This is a genomic window from Salinibius halmophilus (assembly GCF_003577475.1).
GTDB lineage: Bacteria > Pseudomonadota > Gammaproteobacteria > Pseudomonadales > Natronospirillaceae > Salinibius > Salinibius halmophilus.
Genome location: NZ_QPEP01000014.1, coordinates 19,278 through 37,438 on the forward strand (window position 1 = coordinate 19,278; position 18,161 = coordinate 37,438).

The 18,161-nt window shown below is 49.4% G+C and carries 14 protein-coding genes; 5 read left to right on the forward strand and 9 right to left on the reverse strand.

All coding sequences use genetic code 11. From position 1 onward, the window contains the following. Nucleotides 1-261: 261 nt before the first annotated feature. The 4 genes from tkt to DUW71_RS15265 all read right to left on the reverse strand — a co-directional run bounded on the left by tkt (nucleotide 262) and on the right by DUW71_RS15265 (nucleotide 5,430). On the reverse strand, nucleotides 262-2,259 hold the full coding sequence (gene tkt / locus DUW71_RS15250; RefSeq protein WP_119396135.1) for a transketolase: 1,998 nt from the start codon (nucleotides 2,257-2,259) through the stop codon (nucleotides 262-264). Between the two features lie 167 nt (nucleotides 2,260-2,426). Beyond that, a complete protein-coding gene (locus DUW71_RS15255) occupies nucleotides 2,427-3,719 on the reverse strand; it encodes a peptidoglycan DD-metalloendopeptidase family protein (RefSeq protein ID WP_119396136.1) in 1,293 nt (430 codons plus the stop codon). Nucleotides 3,720-3,825: 106 nt separating this feature from the next. Beyond that, nucleotides 3,826-4,041: a DUF2788 domain-containing protein gene (locus DUW71_RS15260; protein WP_199671244.1), complete on the reverse strand. Its 216-nt coding sequence runs from the start codon at nucleotides 4,039-4,041 to the stop codon at nucleotides 3,826-3,828. Next, on the reverse strand, nucleotides 4,042-5,430 hold the full coding sequence (locus tag DUW71_RS15265) for a cobyric acid synthase (protein ID WP_199671245.1): 1,389 nt from the start codon (nucleotides 5,428-5,430) through the stop codon (nucleotides 4,042-4,044). A 73-nt stretch (nucleotides 5,431-5,503) separates the two neighbouring features. On the opposite strand from DUW71_RS15265, the gene DUW71_RS15270 reads away from it, so the two are divergent. Both DUW71_RS15270 and DUW71_RS15275 read left to right on the forward strand, forming a co-directional pair. Next, nucleotides 5,504-6,625 (forward strand): response regulator, encoded by a 1,122-nt coding sequence (locus DUW71_RS15270; RefSeq protein ID WP_158584160.1) that lies wholly within the window; start codon nucleotides 5,504-5,506, stop codon nucleotides 6,623-6,625. Nucleotides 6,626-6,669: 44 nt separating this feature from the next. Beyond that, nucleotides 6,670-7,416, forward strand: coding sequence for a hypothetical protein (locus tag DUW71_RS15275; RefSeq protein ID WP_119396138.1), 747 nt, complete (start codon nucleotides 6,670-6,672; stop codon nucleotides 7,414-7,416). Between the two features lie 58 nt (nucleotides 7,417-7,474). On the opposite strand, the gene ppk2 is transcribed toward DUW71_RS15275, so the two are convergent. Next, on the reverse strand, nucleotides 7,475-8,263 hold the full coding sequence (gene ppk2 / locus DUW71_RS15280) for a polyphosphate kinase 2 (RefSeq protein WP_119396139.1): 789 nt from the start codon (nucleotides 8,261-8,263) through the stop codon (nucleotides 7,475-7,477). A gap of 91 nt (nucleotides 8,264-8,354) precedes the next feature. Here ppk2 and DUW71_RS15285 point away from each other — a divergent pair, with 91 nt between their 5' ends. Continuing rightward, complete coding sequence (locus DUW71_RS15285) at nucleotides 8,355-9,731, forward strand: hypothetical protein (RefSeq protein WP_158584162.1); 1,377 nt, start codon at nucleotides 8,355-8,357, stop codon at nucleotides 9,729-9,731. A gap of 24 nt (nucleotides 9,732-9,755) precedes the next feature. Here DUW71_RS15285 and DUW71_RS15290 read toward each other — a convergent pair whose 3' ends face one another. Both DUW71_RS15290 and cls read right to left on the reverse strand, forming a co-directional pair. Beyond that, on the reverse strand, nucleotides 9,756-10,238 hold the full coding sequence (locus tag DUW71_RS15290; protein ID WP_119396141.1) for a Crp/Fnr family transcriptional regulator: 483 nt from the start codon (nucleotides 10,236-10,238) through the stop codon (nucleotides 9,756-9,758). Nucleotides 10,239-10,240: 2 nt separating this feature from the next. Further along, a complete protein-coding gene (gene cls / locus DUW71_RS15295; protein ID WP_119396142.1) occupies nucleotides 10,241-11,677 on the reverse strand; it encodes a cardiolipin synthase in 1,437 nt (478 codons plus the stop codon). A gap of 80 nt (nucleotides 11,678-11,757) precedes the next feature. Between cls and DUW71_RS15300 the strand changes: the two genes are divergently transcribed. Then, entirely contained in the window at nucleotides 11,758-14,490 is a 2,733-nt protein-coding gene (locus DUW71_RS15300; RefSeq protein WP_119396143.1) for a sensor domain-containing protein, read from the forward strand. Here DUW71_RS15300 and nrdG read toward each other — a convergent pair. Further along, nucleotides 14,429-14,926, reverse strand: a complete 498-nt coding sequence (gene nrdG / locus DUW71_RS15305; protein ID WP_119396144.1) for an anaerobic ribonucleoside-triphosphate reductase-activating protein — start codon at nucleotides 14,924-14,926, stop codon at nucleotides 14,429-14,431. The two genes, DUW71_RS15300 and nrdG, sit on opposite strands and share 62 nt — an antisense overlap. 16 nt (nucleotides 14,927-14,942) lie before the next feature. Beyond that, nucleotides 14,943-17,087 (reverse strand): anaerobic ribonucleoside-triphosphate reductase, encoded by a 2,145-nt coding sequence (nrdD, locus tag DUW71_RS15310; protein ID WP_119396145.1) that lies wholly within the window; start codon nucleotides 17,085-17,087, stop codon nucleotides 14,943-14,945. Between the two features lie 185 nt (nucleotides 17,088-17,272). Between nrdD and DUW71_RS15315 the strand changes: the two genes are divergently transcribed. Beyond that, nucleotides 17,273-18,157: a DMT family transporter gene (locus DUW71_RS15315; protein ID WP_119396146.1), complete on the forward strand. Its 885-nt coding sequence runs from the start codon at nucleotides 17,273-17,275 to the stop codon at nucleotides 18,155-18,157. Nucleotides 18,158-18,161: the final 4 nt, after the last annotated feature.

An 18,161-nucleotide genomic window follows, 5' to 3' on the forward strand; every position in this document is an offset into this window, starting at 1 on the left:
TTTGTACCCTACTTTGAATAGGTTCAATGCCAGCTTAGTGAGCGCTTAAATGAGTTGTGGGTGTGTCTTGTGAGCCCGTCACCTGCAGGGAGGCAGGTGTCGAGCCTACATGGATGTATACACGGCGTGGCGAAACAAGGCATGCGCACAACTCATCAGCTCAATAAACTGGAATTGAACTTAACTACGGTAAGTATGCTAGATAAACAAAAGGCGCGACTATATCGCGCCTAACATGATTGCCTAATTCGCTGTAACGAATTATTTAATCAGAGCTGCCGTTTTGGCAACAACTGCTTCAACGGTGATGCCGAAGTGCTTGTACAAGTCGCCTGCTGGCGCAGACTCACCAAAGGTGCTCATACCAACGAAGTCACCGTCTAGGCCAATGTAGCGGAACCAGCTATCAGCAATACCAGCTTCTACCACTACGCGGGCGCGCACGTCGCTTGGTAATACCGACTGCTTGTACTCAGCACTTTGGGCTTCAAATGCATCAATCGATGGCATAGACACCACGCGTACTTTTTTGCCAGCGTCAGTGAGTTGTTTGGCAGCATCAACCGCCAATTCAACTTCAGAGCCAGTGGCAATAATGATGGCTTCTGGCGTGCCATCGCAATCCACTAGTACGTAACCGCCTTTCTCAATGTTAGCGATCTGCTCAGCAGTGCGCGGCATTGGTGTTAGGCCTTGGCGAGAGAATGCAAGTGCTGCAGGGCCGTCTTTACGCTTGATGGCAACTTTCCAAGCTGCTGCCGACTCAACCGCATCACATGGGCGCCAAGTGCTTAGGTTTGGCGTAGCACGCATTGAAGCTAGCTGCTCAACTGGCTGGTGCGTTGGGCCGTCTTCGCCTAAGCCGATCGAGTCGTGTGTGTAAACGAAGATCACTGGTTGCTTCATCAAGGCAGCCATGCGCACAGCGTTGCGAGCGTATTCCATGAACATGAGGAAGGTCGCACCGTATGGGCGAAGTCCACCATGCAGCTGGATACCATTCATCATTGCACTCATGCCAAACTCGCGCACACCATAGAAGCAGTAGTTGCCTGAGGCATCCTGTGCAGTCACACCTTTAGCACCACTCCACAGTGTTAGGTTAGAGCCCGCAAGGTCAGCCGAACCACCGAACAGCTCAGGTAGTTTGCTCGCGTAAGCTTCAATGGCATTTTGGCTAGCTTTGCGCGAGGCAATTTTTTCAGCGTTGGCTGATACTTCAGCAATGAAGTCATCGGCAATTTTGTCAAACTCAGCTGGTAAATCACCAGCCATGCGACGCTCGTATTCTGCGGCTAATTCAGGGTAGGCAGCTTTATAAGCCGCAAACTTGTCATTCCAAGCAGACTGAGCCGTGCGGCCTTTTGGCTTACCATCCCATGCTTCCTGTACATCGCTAGGAATGTCGAATGGGCCATGGTTCCAACCTAGACGCTCACGCGTTAGCTTGATTTCTTCATCGCCAAGTGGGGCACCGTGACAGTCCTCTTTGCCTTCTTTGTTTGGCGAACCAAAACCAATGATGGTTTTGCAGCAAATCAATGTTGGCTTGTCGCTCTCGGCGCGCGCTGTCTCGATGGCTTGAATAATCTCTTCTGGATCGTGACCATTAACACGTGGAATCACTTGCCAGCCGTATGACTCAAAGCGCTTCACGGTATCGTCGGTAAACCAGCCTTCTACCTCGCCGTCGATAGAAATGCCGTTGTCGTCGTAGAATGCGATGAGCTTACCTAAACCAAGCGTACCGGCTAGTGAGCAAGCTTCATGGCTCACACCTTCCATCATGCAACCGTCACCCATAAACACATAGGTGTAGTGATCAACAATGTCGTGACCATCACGGTTAAACTGGGCGGCTAGCACTTTTTCAGCTAAGGCCATACCAACACCATTGGCAATACCCTGGCCTAGTGGACCCGTGGTCGTTTCAACACCTGGCGCATAGCCATACTCTGGGTGACCTGGTGTTTTAGAGTGCAGTTGACGGAAGTTTTTCAGATCATCAATGCTTAGGTCATAACCACTAAGGTGCAGCAAACTGTAAAGCAGCATCGAACCGTGACCATTGGACAGAATAAAACGGTCACGATCAAACCAGTTCGGATCTTCTGGGTTGTGTTTTAAATAATCACGCCATAGCACTTCGGCGATGTCCGCCATGCCCATAGGGGCACCCGGGTGACCAGATTTTGCCTGTTGTACGGCATCCATAGAAAGTGCGCGAATAGCATTCGCTAGATCAGAACGAGCGGGCATTGTTTCTCCTCGGCGACGGGCTCGTGGTCAGAATGGGCGTATTGTGGCTGATTCCGAGTCATTGAGCAAAATCAATGCAGCATTTTTTGAAAAATGCTGCCCAAAACCATACCGATTTAAAACCCATTCCTCATTTGGCATCATAATTTGATACCAAAAACATACATTTATTCACGACTAGCCAGCGGCGAGCTGCTTTCGATCATGCTTTCGATGTCGGCAACTCGCGCTTTAAAGTCTGGTAATTTAGCCGATGCGACAGATGATGCTAATGGGATCTGTGCTCGCATCGCATTCACTGGGCGGCCATTAATGTGGAACTCAAAGTGTAGGTGCGGGCCGGTAGAGCGACCGGTATTGCCCGACAGCGCAATACGTTCTCCTCGGCTTACCCGCTGGCCTTTGCGAACCAAAATTCGATCTAGGTGCAAAAAGCGGGTGCGGTACTGACCACTGTGCTCAATCACAATGTACTTACCGGCATAAGGATGGTTTTCTACGCGGGTCACCACGCCATCCCCTGTTGCGTAGACTGGCGTGCCACGCGGTACGGCGAAGTCGGTACCGTTATGGGGTGAAATTTTGCCAGTAATTGGGTGTAAACGACTAGGGTTAAACGCAGAGCTAATACGGTATCTCTGATCTACTGGGTAACGGTTAAACGCCCGCGCTAGGCTTTTACCTTCCACATCGTAATAGTTGCCGTCTTCAAAAAGAAAAGCCGTATGCGTTTTAGTGCGGCGATGAATGCGAACGGCCTCGATGCGGGTTTCGCCCGTTGCCTGCGTTTCAACAAATTGGCTTGCGCGCACAATTTCGAACTTGTCACCAGCTTGTATTTGGCGGGCAAAATCAAGCTGCTCGCGAAACAGAGTCGCCACTTCTTGAATCTCTCTGGCCGTAAGCCCTGCTTGTTCAGCCGAGTAATAAAAGCTGCCGTATATCTCACCGCTGAGCACTTCGGTTTTCCAAGTACCTGGCAGGATAAACTCTTCAAAATAAAAAGTACCATCTTCGTTGCGGTGATAGCGAATACGGTTACCAACGTGAATCACTAACTCCATTACCGCTAATTTATCGGTCAGGGCATCCGTGTGAAAAATAATCGTTTGCCCGGGGCGAAGCACATCTAAAGCAAGTAGCTCTATATCGGCGGCTAGTACTTCGTACATGGCTTGCTGGCCAATATTGAGGCGATCAAAAATGGTGCTCAGCGTGTCGCCTTCAGCAACCGCATAATAAAGGCTGTTTAATGAATCAGCATTGGGCAAGGGTGCTATGGTTGCAGAGGGTTGCTGAAAAACAAACTCTGGTGCCGCTTCACTTGGCTCAATGGATAGCGGCACGGTAATTTCAGCAGCGAGTTTGTTTTGTGGCCATAACAACAGTACTAACATAACTAATACCGTTGCAGCGAGTACCGGCTGGCGCCATAACGGAAGCGTTTTAACAGTATTCATAATTTGATCAGACTTATTAGCAACCCCCGTACTATGCGATATGGTGACAAGGGATACAAGCGCAAAATCTGATCATCAACGCTGCGGTGATGCAAATCAAACGTGGTTAGATTGCACCAGATTCCATAAAGTACTGGATGACGACCTTGATGATATAGCCCAGCATCCCTACCCCTAAACCAACAAACAGAATAAAGGTGCCAAACTTACCAGCGTTACTTTTTTTGGCTAAATCCCAAATAATAAAGGCCATGAAACTAATCAGCGTGCCAACCCCAAGAAGAAGCCCCCAATCATTTACAAACTGCTCTACTGCTTCCACTTACCCCTCCTGTTTTACTACATTGTCTACCCAGCCAGTGCGCTCAAGCATATCAGCTAACCGGTCGAGCTCTTGATCGATTCGTTGCTGCCAAGGCCGCACCTGCCCGCGCCAGCCTAATTGCTCTAACCACCACTGACGATAATCATCATTGGTAAAAATATCATGTAAATATACGCCAATGGTCTGCCCTTGGCGCCATCCTAGTTCATCATCTAAGTGCTTTTCTGCCTTGCCACTGGTTTTACCATGATGAATCTCGTAGCCAGTCACGCTGACATCAAACTCAGTTTTTACTGTTGTCAGCTGGGTAACCTTGTTGGCTTGCATACTTGTCGTCAGCGGCAGTAAACCAAGACCTTGTGCTTGCTGGGAATTATCCTCCGCCGCCAAGGATTCACCCAATATTTGCAAACCACCACAGATGCCAAACCGATGCGCCACCTTAGGTATTTGTGCTGCGAGTCCCTGCTCGTGTAGCCAAGCCAAACTCGCCAGTGAGTTTTTAGAGCCTGGCAATATCACAGCATCAAACCCAACCAACGACTGACCATGGCGAATGGGTACTAGGTTTACACCCTCTTCTTGCAGTAACACATCCAACTCATCTAAGTTGCTGGCATAGGGATATACCACCACGGCAATATTGGTTTGCCCTTGAATAAAACTGCTCTGATGGCGCCAGCTATCTTCATCTGGTAATCGGTGAGGCCAGTAGGGAATGCAGCCGCTGACTGCAATGCCAGTTTGTTGAAGAATCCACTCATCGGCAGGGGCTAATAAACTAGCATCACCACGAAACATGTTTAACACGAAACCTTGCACAAGGTTTTGTTCACTGGCGCTCAAACAATGCCAGGTTCCCAATAAGTGTGCATAAGCACCACCTCGGTGAATATCGGCAATGAGTTGCACGCGAGCATTGCAGTGCAGTGCCACCGCCATGTTCACAATATCACCGGCTCTAAGGTTAACCTCGGCAGGGCTGCCAGCTCCTTCGATGACTACAACATCATATTTCGATTGCAGTCTCGCCAAAGCGCTTTCTACATGGGGCCATAGGCGCTGCTTGCGCTGCATCCAAGGCAACTTAGTTACTTCATGGTCAACTTCACCGTTAACAATGACTTGTGAGCGCATATCAGACTCAGGTTTGATCAGTACTGGGTTCATATCAGTATGCGGTGCTAGCCGACAGGCCTTGGCTTGCAGCCACTGGGCACGGCCAATTTCGCCACCGTCGGGCGTAATGGCGGCAAAGTTAGACATGTTCTGCGCTTTAAACGGTGCAACCTGAAAACCTCGATTAACCAGCGCGCGACACAAGCCTGCAGCGAGTAGAGACTTCCCAGCATCGCTGGTACAGCCCTGCAACATAATCGGGCGCATATTCACTCCTATGGATGAAGATCTTTCAACTAGACTTAACAGTAAAACGCTACGCCAAACCGACGAGGCTACTATGACACATGTGCTCATTGTTGATGACGCACCAGACAACCGACTTATCTTGGAATCGATGCTAAAAGGCGATTATCAGACCTCAACAGCCGATTCGGGTGAGCAATGCTTGCAGTTTTGTCAGCAACAAGTTCCAGACGTGATTGTACTGGATGTTGAGATGCCTGGCATGGATGGCTATCAAACTTGTAAAGCATTGCGCCTGCAACCAAGCACCAACACAGTGCCGGTGTTGTTTGTGACCGGTAAAGATACCGATGAAGAACGCTTGGCTGGCTATGAATCGGGCGGTAATGCTTATTTAATCAAACCGGTGGAAAAAGACACCCTTGTAGACCAAATTGAGCGCAGCCAGCTGACTCGCAGGGCCGCGGCCCAGGCGCAAAAAGACGCCGACATGGCAATGAATGTGGCAATGGAAGCCATGACATCCAGCTCCGAGCTAGGGCAAATTATTGAATTTGTTAAACAAGTTCAAGAGGCTTCAAGACGCATTGATGTCGCTAACCTATTAGTTGACTCACTGAAAAATTTCGGGCTAAACATTGCTGTTTATGTACCCAATGCGGCAGAGCCGTTCGCCGGCTGCATGGCCAGCTCGATCGAAGCGCAGCTATTAGAAAAGGCCGTTAACAAACCAGGTAGAATTTTAAGCTTTGGCATCCGCACCATTGTAAAAAGCGAAGTATTGGTCATGCTAGTAAAAAACATGCCCGTTGAGGAGGAAGCAAAGTACGGCCGTTTTAAAGACCACCTAGCTGTTATGCTCACCATAGCCGAAGGCCGCATGCTAGCCATTCAAAGCTCAATAGAAGCTAAGGGTGAGCAGATCAAACTATTAGATGAAGTCATGGTCGCCACCGCGAGCAATGTTGACAGCGTGCGGAATGCCTTTGAGCATCACGATGAAAAAGTAAAAACGGTGATGTTAGATATGATTACTGATCTAGAAGCTATGTTGTTTCGTTTAGGATTAGATGAAGATCAGGAAGAAAAGTTAATGAAGCTCGCATATGATGCCAACGAGCGCTTGCGCTCTACTGAAAAATCGAAAACCGAGCTTCTGGCAACCACAGAAAAAATCATGGACGGCCTAGCTGCCATTAAACAGCAACTCTCGTGACGTTTAATAGCGCATCCACAACAAAAAGAATAAGGATTAACAGTATGCGCAGCACCCTTTTGCTTGTTGCAATCACTATTTCTACTTTGCTACAAGCCGAAACCTTTCCTTGGCGCTTGGGTGTTGGCGTTATTGCCGACCAGCAAATCTATGACAACTACGACGCAAGTAATTTCCCACTGATCGTGCAAACCGATGAAGTACAGTTATTAACAGTACCCATCATTGGCTACGAAGCAGAAAACTGGTCAATTGGCACAGATGGGGCAAACTACACGCTAGAAAGCGGCAAAAACAGCTACACACTTGGCGCTGATTTTACCGGCGCTGGCGTTGACTATGCCTATCAAATAAACGACTTTCTCTCTGTTGGCAGTGGTGCCGGAATTACCTTTAATGGTGGTTTAGGCTGGCAAGTCAGTGCCAACTCTACGGTTTTGTCAGCGACTTATGGCCAGTTATTCAGTGACCCAACAGCCTATATTGCGACCGCCTCAACCGGAGCTCCAATTTGGATTAAAGATGGGCAGCCCGGCTTCATCGCCACACTGGGGTTAACCATGCAGAGCAAAACACATACCTTAGCAACAGCCAATGCTCCGTTGAATGCCAAGCAACTGGATCCAAGCCAACTCACCCTGAGTACAGGTATTATCCATTTTTGGGAGCTAAGCGACCAATGGAGCTATGTGATCATAGCGGGTTACGACTGGTTACCTATCGATGTGCAAGCGCAAGCCAAAAGTAATGGTAAAGCCAACTTGTTGAGCTTTATTACTTATCGCTTTTAGCCGCTTCTAAGCTATGTGAATACCATGACGCTTGTGCCTAGCATTCACACCCAAGCAACTATAAGCCCTTAGTAATATCTGGGACGAAATTCTGCGCTTCATATGGTGAGCGCAGATAGCCTTTGTCGTTCAGTGGTGGCAGTTCAATATGTTCGTGCTCAATATCTTGGTAGTCGACTTGCGCCAAAAAGTGAGCAATACAGTTCAGGCGCGCCCGGCGTTTATCATTGCCATCGATAACCCACCAAGGGCATTCTTTGATGTCGGTAAACTCAAACATTTTATCTTTCGCTTGCGAATACTCTGCCCACCGCTCACGCGACTGTAAATCCATAGGGCTAAACTTCCAGCGCTTCATTGGCGTGGCTATTCGTTCACGAAACCGTTTTTCCTGCTCTTCATCCGATACCGAAAACCAGTATTTCAGCAAGATAATGCCCGAGCGCAGTAATAGCCGCTCGAATTCTGGGCATGAGCGCAGAAATTCGTCGTACTCCTCATCACTGCAAAACCCCATTACCCGCTCAACCCCAGCGCGGTTGTACCAGCTGCGATCAAATAAAACGATTTCACCCGCCGCTGGCAAGTGCGCAACATAGCGTTGAAAGTACCATTGCGTGCGCTCGCGCTCAGTTGGCTTATCTAGGGCAACCACCCGGCAAATCCTAGGGTTGAGCTTTTCGGTAATGCGTTTAATCGCGCCCCCTTTGCCAGCGGCATCACGCCCCTCAAACACCACAGCCACTTTTAGGCCCTTTTCTTTTACCCAGGTTTGCAGTTTCACCAGCTCCAATTGCAGCTCGGCTAGCTTCATTTCATAACTGGCTTTTTTCAGTCGCTTGGCCATGTGTTTTCCTCCGGTTTTTATTGAAAGCCTAGTTGGCGCAAACCAAACTTGCCTGCGTATACCTCACAACAACTTATTAAAAACTGGGCTTATGCGTTGGATCATTATCATTACTGCTGGGTTACTAATTGCGGGTGGGGTTTGGTTTAGTCAATCTCAACCAGCCGTTGTGGTAACGACTAACTCAACATCGCAAGTCCAGATTAATAACGTTATTGCGACACTGCCGCCTGTAGCCCTGCCAATACCAGAGCAAAGGCCCGCGCAAACACAAGAATTAACTCGCAGCATGCCTGTTTTGCCTACACCAACGCGCCTGCCCAAACCCGTTGAACCAGCTGAGATGACCAAAGCGGACCAGCTTAACGAGCTGCTTGCACAAACCGTAGCATTAGATGAAACAGGCAATGCATACCGAGCCATATGGCGTGAAATCTGGCCGCTTAGCCGCCAACGAGGTGTGTTTGAACAAGCGCCCACCACCATCTCATTGATCCAGCAAGGGCTAACAAAACACGGCTGGCGCAATGGCAATACATATTTAGCACTAGCAGCGCAAATGCAGGCGCCACAGGCATTAGGCCCTGTACTTTCAACCTACTGGCAAGCGCAAGACGCACTGGATGCACAAAACTGGCGCTCACAGTTGCAAACACTTGCGCTCATTCAAGCGGGTGACAAAGAGTCTTACCTAGGTGAAACGCAGGCGTTCTGCAGCGACTTGCGCCGCATTAGCGAACTAGCGATGGCCAGTTGTTTCGGCAGCCTGCTCAATGGCTTCAGCGTGGTTTTGCAGCTTCAAAATCTAAAAGACCCAGAAGCAGTCATAGCCTTGGTGCAACAAGCGTTGAGTCAACCAGAGAACATCACCCTTAACTTGCTGCGTGCCATTGAGCAGATTCAATTACCGGGAAGTAGTGAACAACTACTCAAAGTTGCAGTTGTGCAAGCGTTAGCCAACCTACCCATTGAGTACTTGCGCCAAGAGCCATTAGCAAGTTTTGTGCAAAGCTTCGATAGCCCAGATTATCAACTGGCAAACCTAGGGGTAAGTGAACAGGATGACTTGCTCGACGCGCTGTCTATCGACCTTCACGAGTATCATAGGCTATATGTGCTAGCAGCGACGACAGCAGGCGTTAACCTAACCGATAATTGGTTAGATAGAGCCAGTCAAATTAGCGTGGAGCTGATGCTTTTTGGCAAAGATATGATTTTGACAGCCTATCAAAATCCGGAACAGAACAAGCTAACCGACGATTTAAACCGCTATGCGCTCAAGCTATATCAGCACCCTAGGATACTGCAGGCGATGCGCGATGGTGTTCAGTATTGCTTGGCAAACAACCAAGCCGATGAAATTGCCCTGCAACTAATGGACTTAGTTACCTTTCAAAGTCCAGGGCGCGACAGCGATTTCAACCAGTTATACCAGCAACTGGTGCAGTGCCATAACTATCCAAGCTAAGTACTCAGATTCCAAACTACAGGATCAACTCGGCGAGTCGGCTAACTGAAGCGAAGTATGGCGCAAGCGCTGGCTTAGTAGTTGCGCCAAGCGAAAGGTAAAGCGAAAAGCTAGTTTAGGGTGGACTTCAGCCATATTGAATAGCGCATCTTTGTCAGTCAGCAGCAAGGTGACGTCGGTCATCGCTACAGCAGTGGCTGAGCGTGGCGCGCCGTCGATTAGTGACAACTCACCAAAGGTTTGTGATGGGCGCATCACTGCCAGTATACGCTCTTGTCCTGATTGGCCTTTTTTAATGACTTTGATTTTGCCAGCCACAATAAGCCCCATGCTAGAGGCTTGCTCGCCTTCTTCAAACAGTGTGGCACCTGCCGCAACACGATAAGCCTTGAAGTAACGCGCTAGCACTTGAATATCTTGCCAAGGTAAATCGTGCACCCAGTTGGTTTGATCCAACAACTCGGCCAACGAGAACTCAGCATTGTTAATAGGAGAAAGATTTTCCATCGCTATAAAATAGGACTCAAAAAGTACATAACACGTTCCAAAACTTTGGCTCTGCGTGGACGCTGTATCCACTGTGACAATCGAACAGGCTCACTGTCTTCAAGATAACTTTCTAACAGCGCTCCAATCATCTCGCAACTATGCTGACTAAAAAGTGCTACCGACAACTCAAAATTTAATTGCAGGCTGCGAATATCCAAGTTCACACTGCCCACCAGTGCCAGTTCATCGTCGATCAAAATGGCTTTTGTGTGCAGCAAGCCACCGTCGAAGTTATGGATGCAGGCGCCTAATTGCAGCAGATCTTGGTAATAAGAATAGCTCGCCCATTTCACAAGCCAGGAGTTATTGTGTTTAGGCACAATGATATCAATCTGTACATCACGCTTGGCGGCTTGACACAGCGACTCGAATACTGCTTCTGACGGCACAAAGTAAGGCGTGCAAATGACTATTTTTTTGTTACTACGATGAATACTAGATAGCACGATTTGCTCGATGACATCATCGCCAATGCCAGGGCCTGACGGCACAATAGACAACCATTCATTCGCTACCCCTACTTGCTCGGTGTACTGGGGCAATCGCCGCTCTCCAGTTTCTACTTCCCAATCCCAAGCAAACACCTTGCTAATGCCCAAGGCGGCGGTGCCTTGAAATCGCAACATGATGTCGATCCACTGTCCAAACCCAGCATCTTTATTAAAACACTCGGGGTCGGCCATATTCATCGAGCCGGTGTAAGCAACCTGATCGTCTATCACAATCAGTTTACGATGAATGCGCAAATCTAAGCGACGAAAAGCAAAACGCCAAAGTTTTACGGGCAGTGCCGGTACAATTTCTATCCCTGCTGCTTGCATAGCTTTGCACTGGGCAGAACGAAAGAAGGCACGACTGCCGGCATGATCAATGATGAGTTCAACCGATACGCCGCGAGTACAGGCTGCAATCAAGGCTTCGGCAATGGCATCCACACGCTGGCCTGGAAACCAGATATAGAACTCCATTCGAATACTGGTTTGCGCGCTAGCGATGTCTTGCAGCCAGGCGTCAAAAATACTTTTCGGCGTGTGTAATAGCTGAATATGTTGGTACGAAAGCGCCGACACCCCTAACCGCTTAGCAAGCACTTGGTGAATGGCTAACGCTTGCTCGCCACCTGGTTTAGGCGGGGCGACTCGGTCATGCAGATAAGACAAGCTGCTCAAGTAGGGTTTGACCATTTCACGAGCCCGTTGCTCGCGCTTTTTCCCAAGCGACAGCTCGCCCAATAAAAAGTAGAGCAATATGCCGACAGCAGGCAGCAGTAATACCAACAACAACCAAGACATGGTGCCAGCCACGTGCCTGCGTTTCGTTAAAATTCGAACAGTGACTAACACCAGTAACAGCCAGTAAAACCCAGTGCCCACAGTTAATAAGGCCGATTCGCTCAAGGCGCCCCCTTACACAAAAAAATGAACCCTCGCTTTTTGCACAGCTTGGCTAAACTTGTAACATCATTGGGGACTAGTATATGCCGAGCCAAAGCGACCTAGCGAACTATTTAAACTTGAACAACGACCTTGTATTTCACTTGGATGAACACTTCAAGGTTACCGGCGCGTTTATACCCGACAGCAGCCTAGCGATTTACACAGTCGAAGAAACTGTGGGCATGCCTTTGGCGAAACTGCTACCAGGACCAATATCACAGCGCATTGGCATGGCTTTGGAAGACGCTAAGCGCCTGCAATCCGTGCAAGAGGTGTCTTATCAACTGCAAGTGAACGGTGGCGAGAAAGCCTTTACCGCTCGCTGTCAGTATTTAACTGATCAAAAACGCTATCTTTGTGTCGCAAGAGAGGTTCCCCACTACGCCGGCAACGCGCATTCGCAAGACCAAGCTTTTATCAAAGCCACCATTGATGCCTTGCCACAAGCAGTGATGCGCCTAGACAGTAATTGGCGAGTCATAGACGTCAACCAAGCCTGGCATCGACTATTCCCGCAACACAGGGTTGTCACCAATATGTCGCTTTGGTCACTGATACCAGAGCAAGAAAAAGCTTCTTTAAAGATTAAGCTTGGACAGCCACAAAAAGACTGGCAACACCTTATTGAACAAGATGTCGATGGCCACACAAGGTACGTTCAGCTATCCATCGCTAAAATTTACCAACAAAACAGCTATCTTTGCACGCTCAACGACATCACCTCGCAGATTATGGCCGACCGGCAAGCCATCAGCCAAAAGCAGCTCCATGAGCAGCTAATCAACAATGCTAATGAAGCCTTTGTATTGTTTGATGCTGATGAGCGGGTTCAACAAGTTAACCCTAGCTTTGAAATTATGACCGGCATTGGGCATGAAGAAGCGCAAAAGTACGCCTTTGAAGATTTAATTATAGACATCGATGAGTTTGAGCAAACCGCAACACTCAATGGCAGAATTCGACGGACGCCAGTTGAATATCGTTTATCGAAAATGCTCGATGGTAGTTTTTTCATCATCGTACGAGACATCAGTAACCGCCTACAGCGGCAAGCTCAGCTTGAGTTGATGCAACATGCTATGCAGCAAATGCAAGAAGCAGTGGTACTGCTCGATGATTCACAATTTATTACTTGGTGTAATCAGTCGGCGTGCAGCTTGGTGGGCATTGCAGACGAAGACCTTATCGGCCAATCATTTAAAGCCTTTTTACCAACTGATTTAAGCGAATCGCGTCTAGGCCATCACTGGACAAAACTTTTAGAGGAAGGCTACTGGCAAGGTGAGTTTGCTTGCCGCACAACATTGGGTGACCTAATTCCTACCTACTTAACGCTGTCTCGCATTCGCGCCGGTATTAATCAACCTAGTCGCATTGTTGCTGTATTGACCGAAATTTCTGAGCTGAAAGCCATGCAGCAAAAATTGCAGCAGCAGGCACAACGAGACGAGCTAACTGGGCTGTCTAATCGCCTGCACTTTCAGGACCATGTTGAGCAAGCGCTAAAACGCGCTACCCGCAGCGGCAAACCACTTAGCTTGATACACATCGACCTAGATAATTTCAAACGCATTAACGACACCCATGGTCATCAGCTAGGTGATCAACTACTTACGCAAGTAGCAAAAAGACTTACTGCTCGCTGTCGTGATGATGACTTGATTGCGCGCATGGGCGGCGATGAGTTTATGCTGCTACTCGAAGATACCGACCAACTAGGCGCAAGGACGCTGGCAGATCAACTGCTCCTGCTGTTTAGCCTTCCTATTCAGTTAACCAGCACCACCGAACTCACAGTTGGCATGAGCTTTGGCATTGCAACATTTCCTACTGATGGTGAAACCTTTACCGAGCTCTATCATGCGTCCGATACTGCTATGTATCGAGCCAAAGCTGCCGGTAAAAACCGAATTCTCGCCTACACTGCGGCCATGCATAGCCAAGAGAGCCGCCGCCATCTGATTGAGCAAGGCTTGCGCGATGCCGATTTTGATGCCGAGTTCCAGTTAGTGTATCAACCACAGGTAAACGTGGTGAGCCAAGACTTGGAAGGCATTGAAGCCTTATTACGCTGGCAACACCCACAAGTCGGTGCTATTTCGCCAAGCGAGTTTATTCCCATTGCCGAGCACACGGGCATGATTAATCAAATTGGTGATTGGGTGATTCAACGCTCAATTAAAGAGATGGGAGACCTGATTACGCAAGTGGAAAGCGAGTTTCATGTGGCGATTAACGTGAGTGCCGAGCAGCTCCATCAAGATGGCTTCATAGAGCGTTTGCTTGCAACTTGCCAGCGCTACAACGTGCCCAACCAACGAGTAGAAATTGAACTGACTGAGTCACTCGCGCTACAGTCATTAGAAGACACGCAAAAGCTATTTAGCCGTCTACGCGGGCTTGGTTTCCAAATTGCCCTAGACGACTTCGGCACCGGTTATTCATCTCTGGCTTACCTAGCTCAATTGCAGGTTAATCGGTTAAAAATTGATAAGCGTTTTATCGACAACATTGCCAGCAACGAAAATGATGGCAACATCGTACTGGTAGTCGCTTCATTGGCTGACCTACTTGGTTTTGAGCTAATTGCTGAAGGCGTAGAAGCCCTTGAACAAGCTGAGCAGCTGGTGCGATTGGGTTGTGTGCATATGCAAGGCTATTACCTAGCCAAGCCAATGCCACGCCACAAACTATTTGAATGGCACGCTAGTTTTACCCAACACCCTCCAGAGCTGCCGCATACCAAGCCGACACGTAAATCACTCTCTGGTTAGCACTGCCCTGCCAAGGCAGTTCAGGGCTGCGCTGAGATTGCTCAAAGCGGCCATCCACCAGTACATCAAGCTTGGCGACCACCTGTTGTTGGGCACTAGTCAGGGTTTCAATGCGATACCCACTCCAACACCAGATGTCTTTACCCGGGCAGCGCTGGCGTACGGCGTCGATCAGTTCATCCACCCTCGGCAAGTTTTTTGGGTGCAAGGGGTCGCCACCACTGAGCGACAAGCCTTGGCGATGAACACGCGGGTCGTTTAAGTCGGCGACAATACGTTCGATCATCGCCTGATCAAACAGCTGACCAAACCTAAACCCCCAAGTCGCGCGGTTATAGCAACCCTCACAAGCATGCGTGCAACCACTGACAAACAAGGTTGCCCGCACCCCAGGGCCATTGACCACATCAGTTGGATAATAAGCTGAGAAATGCATAGATTTGGCCACCGCACTACAAGTGCTTTACTCGGCGTTTGACTTCTTCTTGTTTGCCGTCGTTAAACGGGCGGGCGTCGGGTGAGCCGAGGTAGCCACAGACACGGCGGGTAACCGAGACCTTCTGTGGGTCGTGGTTGCCACAACTTGGGCATTGAAAACCATCACTGGTGCAATCAAATTCGCCTTTAAGGCCGCACTCATAGCATTCATCAATCGGCGTGTTGGTGCCGTAGTAAGGCACGTGCTGATAGGCGTAATCCCATACCGATTCCAGCGCGGCTTGGTTGTGGCGCATATTGGGAAACTCGCCATAACAGATAAACCCACCGCTGGAGGCCACCGGGAATGGCTTTTCAAAGTCGATTTTATCCCATGGACTGACTTTCTTTTGCACATCTAGGTGGAAGCTATTGGTGTAATAGCCTTTATCGGTCACGCCAGGCACCATGCCAAAGACGGCCGCATCCAGCTTACAAAAGCGTGAGCACAGGTTTTCACTAGGCGTGCCATATAGACTAAAGCCGTAGCCGGATTCTTCCTGCCATTGGTTAACAGCCTGCTTGAGGCGCTCAATGATTTGCAGCGCTTTGTCTTGCAGGGCTTTATCGTCATAAAGGTGCTTATCTTGACCATAGAGGGCAACGACGGCCTCATGAATGCCAATGTAGCCAAGCGAGATCGACGCGCGACCGTTTTTAAACAACTCAGCCACACTGTCATCGGCGTTCAGGCGCACACCACACGCGCCTTCCATGTACAAAATAGGCGCCACACGGGCTTTCACCGACTGCAAGCGTTCAATGCGGGTATACAGCGCGGCTTTGGCGGTGGCCAGGCGTTGCGTTAATAACTGATAAAAACGCTGTTCGTCGCCTTCGGCTAATAGGGCAATACGCGGCAGGTTTAGGCTCACCACGCCTAGGTTATTGCGACCATTGTGCACCAACTCGCCCGCTTCGTTATGCCAAGGGTTCAAAAACGAGCGACAGCCCATTGGCGTTTTAAACGAGCCGGTCACCGCTTCCACTTTCGGCACACTCAGGATATCTGGGTACATGCGCTCGCTGGCGCATTTTAGTGCCAGTTGTTTGATGTCGTAGTTGGGGTCGGCTGGCTTGAGATTCACCCCGTCTTCAAGGGCGAATACCAGTTTAGGGAAAATCGCCGTGCGCTTGTTTTTGCCAAGCCCAGCAAGACGATTGTGCAAGATGGCCTGCTGAATCAAGCGCGCTGCCTGGCTGGTACCACGACCAAAACCAAAGGTCACAAACGGCGTTTGGCCATTGGCGGTATGCAGGGTATTCACTTCATATTCCAACGACTGAAAGGCATCGAAGCACTCTTTTTCAGTGCGCTGGTCAGCATAGCCCTCTGGGTCGGCGACCTGCCATTCATGGGCAATCTTAAGGTGCTTAGCGCGGCTTAACTCAACATATGGCGCCAGCACTTCATCAATTTGGTGAATGGTGGTGCCGCCATAAATATGGCTGGCCACTTGCGCAATAATTTGCGCGGTGACGGCCGTGGCCGTGGTAATCGACTTAGGCGTATCGATTTCGGCATTGCCCATTTTAAAGCCGTTTTCCAGCATGTCTTTTAGGTCGATGAGCATGCAGTTAAACATAGGGAAAAACGGCGCGTAATCGAGGTCGTGATAGTGAATGTCGCCACTATCATGTGCCGCCACAATGGCGCGTGGCAGCATGTGATGTTTGGCATAGTGCTTGGCCACAATGCCAGCAAGTAAGTCACGCTGGGTGGGGATCACCTTTGAGTCTTTGTTGGCATTTTCATTGAGCAGGTCTGAGTTGCTTTGCTCAACCAAGCCACGGATTTCTTTGGTGAGCTGACTGTGTTTTTCACGAGCGATGTCGCGGTCGTGGCGGTATTCAATATAGGTACGTGCCACGGCTTTGTATTTGCTGGCCATCAGGGCATCTTCAACGGCCTGCTGCAGGTCGCTGATATTGACCTCATCGATGCCATCGAGTGTGGCACAGACACTACCGGTGATTTGAATGGCAAATGTCGGGTCACTGACATTGGCCGCCACCATGGCTTTTTCGATGGCATAGCGAATGCGGTCCCAGTCGAATGGCGCCACAGATCCGTCGCGTTTTACCACCTGAGGATGGCTAGTTTGTTGTGCAACCGTCACGAACAACTCCCTTTTGAAATAACTACATATTGTGCTTATAAGCTATAGCAAACACTACATATAGTTCTATCTTGACATTCCCCTTAGATGATTTGAGTCAACTTTGGCAGCATATTTAGCAAATAGTTATTGAGGAATTTTGCCTTGCTGTAGTATTGAGCCAGCTGCATTAACCAAGGTAACCGATGAGTACTAAAACCGAAAAACTAGCCCTATTGTTTGCCCTCGCCGCGGTGGCTCTGTGGTCAACGGTGGCCACGGCATTTGAACTAGCGCTGCGCCACTACTCGCCGCTAACCCTGCTGACCATTGCCAGCAGCACCTCGATGTTGGTGCTCTGGCTACTTAGCCGACATCAGCTTGCCAGCTGCTGGCAGATCATTCGCCAGCACACAGGATTGGCCATTAGCGTCGCCATCATCAACCCCACGGCTTACTACTTGGTGTTGTTTGCAGCCTATGATTTGCTACCGGGCTCGCAAGCCCAAGCGTTGAACTATAGCTGGGCTATGGTTTTGCCCATTATGGCGGCGATCTTTTTGCGCCAGCGCCTACATTGGTACGACTGGTTAGCCATGCTAGTGGCCTACACTGGGGTGGTCATCATTGCCAGCCAAGGGCAACCTGAACTGCCTGATAACCTAGCCGGTGTGGGCTTGGCTTTGGGCTCAACGCTGCTGTGGGCAAGCTATTGGATCATCACCCGGGCAAGCCAGTTTAACGCCACCACGCTGATGACCGTCGGGTTTACCCTCGCCACGCCTATGTTGTGGCTATTGAGTGCCTGGCAAGGTGAGCTGCCAAGCCTTACTTGGCAGGGTAACGTGGCGGCCATTTATGTGGGTATTTTTGAAATGGGCATCACCTTTGTTTTATGGGGCAAAGCCCTCGCCCTGACTCAACACACCGCACGCACCAGTAACCTAATTTTTTTATCGCCGTTTATCTCGCTGGTGCTACTGGCCGTTATTGTTGGCGAGCAGATCCACCCAAGCACAGTGCTCGGGTTAATCTGCATTGTGCTGGCAATACTTTTCCAACAATGGCGCGGTGCGGGTATGTCCAACTAAAGAT